The 7469-nt window shown below is 58.5% G+C and carries 7 protein-coding genes and 1 pseudogene; 3 read left to right on the top strand and 5 right to left on the bottom strand.

Translation table 11 applies throughout. The features are described from left to right. The coding region (locus tag Q392_RS32370) for an integrase core domain-containing protein (RefSeq protein WP_157008307.1) at window positions 1–298 on the top strand (298 nt) is incomplete at its 5' end. A gap of 38 nt (window positions 299–336) precedes the next feature. On the opposite strand, the pseudogene Q392_RS32365 reads toward Q392_RS32370, so the two are convergent. The 5 genes and pseudogenes from Q392_RS32365 to phnC form a co-directional block, all read right to left on the bottom strand. Next, a pseudogene (locus tag Q392_RS32365) lies at window positions 337–786 on the bottom strand (IS3 family transposase); the annotation flags it as partial. Window positions 787–1363: 577 nt separating this feature from the next. Next, entirely contained in the window at window positions 1364–2347 is a 984-nt protein-coding gene (locus Q392_RS32360; protein WP_011517523.1) for an NAD(P)-dependent oxidoreductase, read from the bottom strand. 8 nt (window positions 2348–2355) lie between these two features. Then, a complete protein-coding gene (gene phnE, locus Q392_RS25915; protein ID WP_003056093.1) occupies window positions 2356–3156 on the bottom strand; it encodes a phosphonate ABC transporter, permease protein PhnE in 801 nt (266 codons plus the stop codon). Then, window positions 3153–4031, bottom strand: a complete 879-nt coding sequence (gene phnD, locus Q392_RS25910; RefSeq protein ID WP_003056094.1) for a phosphate/phosphite/phosphonate ABC transporter substrate-binding protein — start codon at window positions 4029–4031, stop codon at window positions 3153–3155. The genes phnE and phnD overlap by 4 nt, the downstream gene beginning before the upstream one ends. Next, a complete protein-coding gene (phnC, locus tag Q392_RS32355) occupies window positions 4025–4864 on the bottom strand; it encodes a phosphonate ABC transporter ATP-binding protein (RefSeq protein ID WP_003056095.1) in 840 nt (279 codons plus the stop codon). Before phnC ends, phnD begins: the two co-directional genes overlap by 7 nt. A 171-nt stretch (window positions 4865–5035) precedes the next feature. Between phnC and Q392_RS25905 the strand changes: the two genes are divergently transcribed. Both Q392_RS25905 and Q392_RS25900 read left to right on the top strand, forming a co-directional pair. After that, window positions 5036–5923, top strand: a complete 888-nt coding sequence (locus tag Q392_RS25905) for a LysR substrate-binding domain-containing protein (protein WP_027011074.1) — start codon at window positions 5036–5038, stop codon at window positions 5921–5923. Window positions 5924–6073: 150 nt separating this feature from the next. After that, the gene (locus Q392_RS25900; RefSeq protein WP_011517431.1) at window positions 6074–7282 is read left to right on the top strand and encodes an IS4-like element ISBvi1 family transposase; all 1209 of its coding nucleotides are present in this window, start codon (window positions 6074–6076) and stop codon (window positions 7280–7282) included. Window positions 7283–7469: the final 187 nt, after the last annotated feature.

Genomic DNA, 7469 nt, shown 5'->3' with positions numbered 1-7469 from the left:
GGGCGCCCAGTATTGCAGCCACGAGGTCCAGGAGGCTATGAAGGGCTGGGGCATGCGGTCATCGATGAGCAGGAAGGGCAACTGTTGGGATAACGCTCCAACGGAAAGCTTCTGGGGACGGTTGAAAACGGCCAGCGTGCATGGCCACAAATTCGCCACCCGTGAGCAGGCCAGGCAGGCGGTGATGGACTGGATGGCTTTCTACAATCACCGCAGGCTGCATTCGTCGCTGGGCTACCTCAGCCCGATGCAGTATGAGCAGCGCTGGTACGAGGCACAGCGCAAAAAGGCCGCGTGAATCGTGGGTTAAGAACTACACGGAACAGGGGCAAGGTCAGTCCCCCTACACACCCCTAACTTGTCCGCAATCTGCTGTGCACTTGATCGACGGGCACACAGCTGCACCACGCCCTCACACATCAAGGCATCAGGCTTTGTAGCCGGCCAAGATCTGCCTACTCTCGATTTGCAGGTGTCAGGGCAGTCTTGCCGAACCCACGCAGTCAACGTTCCTCGACCCGGATAACCCAAAGCCCTCATCGTTGCAGCAATACAGCGATCATGGGCGAGGTAATGAGCAATAGCCACCTGCCTTTGCTGCAGCGAATATTTTGGTGCTCTTGGAGCTTGGCTTGCTGGCAAATCCTGATGCTTCAGGTAGTGCTGATACCAGCCTTTCAATGCGTTCTTGGTTGGGTACCCCAACTGGCGAATCGTGGCTCTGACACGCAAGCCAAGCTTGATGTAAAGCGCAACTGCACGAATCCTGTCTGCGTATGAGTACATGAACTACCTCCCCTGGTAGTCCAAGTTTTTGTCCGCATCCCCGGCGGGTCAGTTCTGCGTGGAAATCAACAGCCTAGATTCATTGAGATGCATCAAAGCAGTCTATCGGCGACAACGCACCTCGTCGTCTGCGTGAACTCTAAGGCAGACCCTAAAGGGGCGAGGGAGACACTTTCGGCGGTGCATCTCAACACTCTGCGCAGTGCGGTTGTATTAGACCTAGGGTTCAGCCGTGCAGTCCAAGAACTCGCAAAGCAGCGTCACCTCTACTACGAGCCGAATGTAATGACCTCAGCTGAAACGTCCTGGGTTGAAACCACTATCAGAGGCCAAGAACGATCAGTGTTGTAGCCTGACCCCTCGAAGTATCTGGTGTTTGCCATGCGCCCATTTGGGCTTACCCCATGAGCTGCGCCGTGCAGAGAACATCATCGCTAAACCACTTCGATGATGACTCAAGTCATTTCCCCTTGGCGAGCAGGATGGCATCACACGGGCAGGTTGCACCCAGCCATAGGACATAGGCTCTGAAGCCGCGCCCATTTCAGCTGGCGTGCAAACCGCCGAGCAACCATACCTATGCTGCCGCGCTGGCCTCGACAGCAACATCACTCAAACTCTCGCCCCTGAGTGAGCGGACTAGGTTCTCAGCAGCCCGCATTTCAATTTCGAACCGTACGCGTCTCACAGCCGAGCCGATGTGGGGAGTGAGTACTGTTCTGGCGTTGTTGGTCAATCCCGGATGAATTTCGCGAGGTCTGTCTGGAAGTAGCCAATCTTCCATCTCATAGACGTCAGCGGCGTACGCGCCAAGTTGCTCATTCGCCAAGGCATCGACAACCGCCCTTTCGTCGACCACAGACCCCCTACCCACGTTTACAAGGATCTGGCCCTTTTTCGATAGTTGAAGCATCCTGGAGTCAACCAGGTGGCGCGTATCGCTAACAAGAGGCACTGCCAGGAACACATAGTCCGATGTGCTGACAGCCTCATCAAGCGTGACCAGTTCGACCTGATCTAGACGCACACTTGGGTCTACACCAAGCAGCCGCGCGCAGCCAAAGCCCGCGAGTCGCGCCAATATGGCCTGCCCAACTTTTCCGAGACCGATCACGCTGGCCACCGACCCATGAAGCCCGGTTCCGTATAGAGCTGGCCTCCACCCAGAGTAGCCTGCTCTTGTAGCGGCGTCACCCTGAAGCACGTTCCTGCCAGCAGCAATAGCCAATCCGATGGCCAGCTCGGCTGTGGGCTCTGTGAGGAGGTCAGGAACAAAGGTGACGCTCACCCCGGCTTGTGCGCAAGCCCTCAGGTCGAAGTTGTCGTACCCCTTGAGTGCACAGGAGATGGTCTTGAGCCTGGGAGCGTTCAGCAGCGACTCTTTGGTCACACTGTCTGTCATGAAGGCCATCATGGCATCAGCATCCACGAGGTACTCCCTGAGCTGGCTGGGGCTCCAGGGGTCAGGCCCTGGATTCATGATGACCTCACCCTCAGCCTGGAGCTTCCTTAGAACCTCTTCATGAACTGGCTGCGTTACGACGATTTTCCGATGATTCATTTTTCGATTTACTTGAGACGCTTTCGCAGCATCGATCCAATGCTGTCAACCACGAGGACACAGGCAAGAATCGACAGAAGGATGGCTGAGACCTCGTCATACTTGACAAGGCGAAGTGCTGCCATCAACTCGAAGCCGATGCCACCTGCACCGACAATGCCAAGTACTGCGGAGGCCCTGAAGTGGTACTCCCAGCGATAGATGGTTATGTCTGCCAACTGTGGAAGGACTTGGGGGATAACGGCATGCGAGATGACCTGAAAGCGGCTTGCGCCTACCGCAGCAGCTGCTTCAAGTGGCTTCGGATCCACGTGCTCAATGGCTTCCGCGTAAAACTTTGCGACCATTCCCGTGGAATGCAACGCTAGTGCGAGCACCCCAGGTAGAGCACCAAACCCTACGGCTGCCACGAACAGAATGCCAAGAATGATTTCTGGCACGGACCGGAATGCCGCCAGGATGACTCTGGCCACTCTTCCCACCAAAGGATTGGGGGTGGTGTTTGGAGCCGCCAGGAGCGCCAGCGGAAGTGAAAGCACGATAGTCAGTGCTGTGCCGGCAATCGACATCGCCAAGGTGTCCCTCAGCGGGATGACCCAGTGCTCCCAGCGGTCGAAGTTGGGAGGGACCATCTCAGATGAGAGCTGCTTGACAGCCGGGGCGCCTTCGATGAACCGCTGTGCATCGAAGAACCCCGTGACGTACAGGGCTACAAGGCAAACCAGAAGGACGAACGCTGTATTGCGCAGTCCAATGAACTGCTCCCGCTTGTCGCGACTGATGATGTTCTCGAATGCAGCCGAGGTCATTGCATACGGCCCAAATCAAGCTTCAGGATGGTTGCGGTATCCCTAAGGACGTCATATGCAGCGTCATCAGTGGCGGCAAACGCCTGGACACGAAACGCCTTGAGCACCTCAGCATCCTTCATGTCCAGAAAGGCAGAGCGGATGGCAGCTTTGAGCTCAGGCTTGAGGTCCCCCTGCATGACGACCGGATAGTTTGGAATGGGAGCAGAAAGGTCAAGCTGAACAATCTTCGTGGCATCAATGCTTCCTCGAGCGATGAGGTTGTCCAGAATCGGCTTGGACAGAGCCCCGGCTGGAATCTGACCCGACTGCACCGCACGTGCGACCGCGTCATGTGCCCCAAGGTGAACTGGCCGATAGTCCTTCTCACCATCAAGCTTGTACTTCTTGAGCAGGTGTGCACGTGGTGCAAGGTGGCTTGATGTGGACGCCTGGTCGCCAAATCCGAAGGGCTTGCCGCGCACGTCTTCAAGCGTTTTCACCGGCCCTCCGGCCGTTGCGATGAGGACCGACTGGTATGTGGGCGACCCACGTTCAACGCCCACCGCAAAGGGCTCAATCCCGGACGCCTTAGATTTGGCCAAAACGTACGAAAACGGTCCAAAGTACGCTACCTCAATCCGACCGAACCGCATTGCCTCGATCATCGAGGAGTAATCGGTAGTCACCACAATCTCAACATCCTTCTTGAGCTGCTGTTCAAGATAGCGCTTAAGAGGCTGCGCGTTCTGGATGATGCTGGCAGCGTTCTCATCTGGAAGAAGGGCGACACGAAGCTTTGATGGATCCTTTCCCTGCGCATGAGCCCACAGAGGAAGGAGTGCAGCAAAAGAAGCTGCGCTGACAACAAGAGAGAAGTTACGGCGATTCAGCATGGCAAGAGCTCCTTGGTTTGACTGGATTGAAGAGTTCGGGGGCTATCAGTGGACGCACTCGTGTTGGAAGCGTTGGACTGCTTTGCATAGAGGTTCCGCGCAACATCAGGACTCAGCTGCTCTGCCCTACCCTCGAATACAACAGCTCCCTGGCGGAGCCCAATGATTCGGTCTGCAAACGAGCGCGCGAGCTCCACCTGGTGAAGACTCACGATTGCGGTGAGGTGGTCCTTTTTGCAGATCTCATGCAACAAGGTGAGCACGCTATGTGCGGTTGCCGGGTCCAGGCTGGCAACAGGCTCATCGGCCAGCAGGATTCGTGGCTTCTGTATTAGCGCCCTAGCTATGCCTACGCGCTGCTGCTGCCCCCCAGACAAGGCATCAGCCCGGGAGAGCGCCTTTTCGAGCAGCCCGACACGCTCAATCACTGTGAGCGCCTCCAGCTTGTCCTTCTTGCTCCACGGCCATAGCGAAGCGAATGCACCCCTGTCACCGAGCTTTCCCATCAGAACATTCCTGAGGACCGACTGACGTCCAATCAGATGATGCTGCTGGAAAACCATCCCACAGCGCTTGCGGTGCTCTCTCAGCGTCTTTGCGTTGACTACCCCACCTGCCAGGCCAGGTATCGATACCTCGCCTTTTGTGGGCAGCACCAGTCCATTGATGCTTCGTAACAAGGTGGACTTCCCTGCGCCCGAGGCGCCCAGAAGCACCAAAAACTCTCCCTGCTTCACATCCAGACTCGTCGGGTGCAAGGCCACGGTCGAGTCAACGTAGCGGACGGAAACTCCCTTGAGACTCAGAACGTCTCGGTCCTTCTCCAACTTCATGTTGTTACCTTTGCAAGTTTCTGCCTGCGAGCAGCGCGAGAGCGCTTATGACGCACATTTGCCGCAGAAAGAAGTTCGATACGGCTAGGCATGCGTGCAGTTTGTTCGTGGAACGTGTCATCAATATGAAACTTGCACCCCGAAAAATAGGGGTATCTATAGATAACACCTATGTCTGGACTCACGCTACTTGCGGCTTTGAAAGCCTTTGATGCGACGGCAAGGGCCGGAAGCATGACTGCTGCTGCGAAGCTGCTTGATCTACAGCAGCCCACCATCTCAGCGCATATTCAGCGCCTGGAGAATGAGTACGGCGTGGAGCTTTTTCTTCGTCAAGGCCGCCGGCTTGAGCTGACTACCTTTGGCAGGACTCTGCTGGACTACACGCGGCGGGCATTCAGCGGCGAGGAAGATGCGCACGCCCTTTTGGCAGCAGCCAAAAACCGATTCGTCGGGCGTCTTGTGATTCACGCGATCGGCCCGTACAACGTAGTCCCTGTTCTGAAGGCCTTCGGGAGCCGCCATCCCCAGGTCGAGGTCTCTGTCCGTGTAGGCGACTCCCGCTCAATCACGGAAAAGCTCCTCGACTACCAGGGTGATGTCGGCGTGGTCCTCAATCACGCCGAGCACCCCGAACTCCATTGCATGCCATACAGGTCACAGCGCCTGGTGGTCTTTGCGAACCGAGAGCACGCCCTAGCCCGGTGCGGTGAGATAGTGCTCAAGGACCTTCAGAGCCAGCGCTTCGTCATACGTGAGGAAGGTTCAACGACAAGAAGAGTCTTCGAGAGCGAGCTAATTGCCCGCAATATCAACATCCAGGTTGCGCTGGAGATGGGAAGCCGGGAGGCTGTCCGCGAGGCAGTCGCACAAGGAATAGGACTAGGCGTCGTTGCCGAGACAGCCTATGTTCCAGATCCGCGTCTTGTGAAGCTGAAGATTCTGGATACAGCAATGGCCACCCACGTCGACTTCATCTGTCGTCGCGAACGACAGAACGCTCCGCTGATAGCAACGATTTTCGACTTGGCAAAAGAGGTGAGAAGAGGCCTGGCCTAAAGATTCACGAACTTGGCGACAGGGCCCGAGTGGATCATTCATGCCAAGCCTATCGTTAGCAGCCATGCTGTCAGTCAAACAGGCCTAGATGCAATACTGTTCAGATAGTATTTTTAAAGCCATAATCCTCATCCATCGAAGCTTCAATGGATGAGGGTGATGGCCAGAACACGCAAGACGCTGCCGTCGAGAGTTGACGTTGCGCATTTGATCAGCGCCGGGGTGCTGGCCAGCGTGTGTCCACGGACGTTGATCGAAGAAGTGTTGGCCGAGACCGGCAAGGCCAGCCAGCGGGAGCGGCTGCTGCCCGCGCCGGCAGTGGTGTATTACGTGATGGCGCTGGCGCTGTGGCGCGAAGCGCCGCTGGAGGAAGTGCTGCGCGTGGTGTGCGAAGGCCTGCAATGGCTCGGCGGCGGCCACACTGAGGCGGTGCAGGCCAGCAAGTCCGCGATCTCGCAGGCGCGCAGCCGGCTGGGCCCCGAGGTCATGCGCCAATTGGCCGATCGGGTGCTGCGCCCGCTGGCCGCGCCGGGGGCGCCAGGGGCGTGGTACCGGGGATTGCGCGTGATGGCCCTGGACGGCAGCTGCATGGACGTGGCCGACGAGGCGGCCAACGCCAAGTTCTTCGGCTACCCGGGCGCCTCGCGCGGCCAAAGCGCCTTCCCGCAGGCGCGCGTTCTGGGCCTGGTGGAATGCGGCACGCACGCGGTGGTGGCAGCCGGCATCGCACCCTACGGCCACAGCGAGCAGGTCATGGCCGCCCAGTTGCTGCCCGCCAAGCTCACGCCCGAGATGCTGGTGCTGGCCGACCGCAACTTCTACGGCTTCAAGCTCTGGCAGACCGCCTGCGCTACGGGCGCCAAGCTGGCCTGGCGGGTCAAATCCAACCTCAAGCTGCCGGTAGAGCAGATGTTGCCCGATGGCTCGTACCTGAGCCGCGTGTTCGACAGCGACGACCGCGCGCGGCGCGCAGGGCAAACGGTGCGTGTGATCGACTACGCGCTCGAGGGCTCGGCCACGCCGGCGCAGGGCAGCTACCGGCTGCTGACCAACCTCCTGGACCCCGATGCGGCGCCGGCCCTGGAGCTGGCCGCGCTGTACCACGAGCGCTGGGAGATCGAGGGGGTGTTCGATGAGTTCAAGACGCATTTGCGCGCCAACAGCACGGTGCTGCGCAGCAAGACGCCCGAGCTGGTGCAGCAGGAGCTGTGGGGGCTGCTGCTGGCGCACTTTGCGATTCGCCAGTTGATGGCGCAGGCGGCCTGGGCGCGCGAACTCGATCCGGATCGCCTGAGCTTCATGCACGCCGTGCGCGTGATCAAGCGCAAGATGCCGCAAGCTGCGGCCGTTTCCCCCTGAGCGTTTGCCTGCCTGGCGCGAGGCCCTGCTGGCCGAGATCGCGCGCGGGCGCTGCGTGAGCAGTCGTGGGCGCCTGAACCCGCGCGGCGTCAAGCGCAAGATGAGCAACTTCAATGTTCGGCATCGCGGCGCAGCGCTCCATTTGCGGCATCAGCCAGTGCCGGTGCTTCGTATCTGAACAGTATTT

This window comes from Xenophilus azovorans DSM 13620 (assembly GCF_000745855.1).
In the GTDB taxonomy this organism is placed as follows: Bacteria; Pseudomonadota; Gammaproteobacteria; order Burkholderiales; family Burkholderiaceae_C; genus Xenophilus; species Xenophilus azovorans.
Note: the sequence above shows the minus strand (reverse complement) of the source record. Positions and strands in the feature narration are given on the sequence as shown.

Coding starts and splice junctions, on each gene's coding strand:
- phnD (WP_003056094.1), bottom strand. CDS start 4,031: ATGCTGAATCGCCGTAACTTCTCTCTTGTTGTCAGCGCAGCTTCTTTT.
- Q392_RS25905 (WP_027011074.1), top strand. CDS start 5,036: ATGTCTGGACTCACGCTACTTGCGGCTTTGAAAGCCTTTGATGCGACG.
- Q392_RS25900 (WP_011517431.1), top strand. CDS start 6,074: ATGAGGGTGATGGCCAGAACACGCAAGACGCTGCCGTCGAGAGTTGAC.
- phnC (WP_003056095.1), bottom strand. CDS start 4,864: ATGAAGTTGGAGAAGGACCGAGACGTTCTGAGTCTCAAGGGAGTTTCC.
- Q392_RS32360 (WP_011517523.1), bottom strand. CDS start 2,347: ATGAATCATCGGAAAATCGTCGTAACGCAGCCAGTTCATGAAGAGGTT.
- phnE (WP_003056093.1), bottom strand. CDS start 3,156: ATGACCTCGGCTGCATTCGAGAACATCATCAGTCGCGACAAGCGGGAG.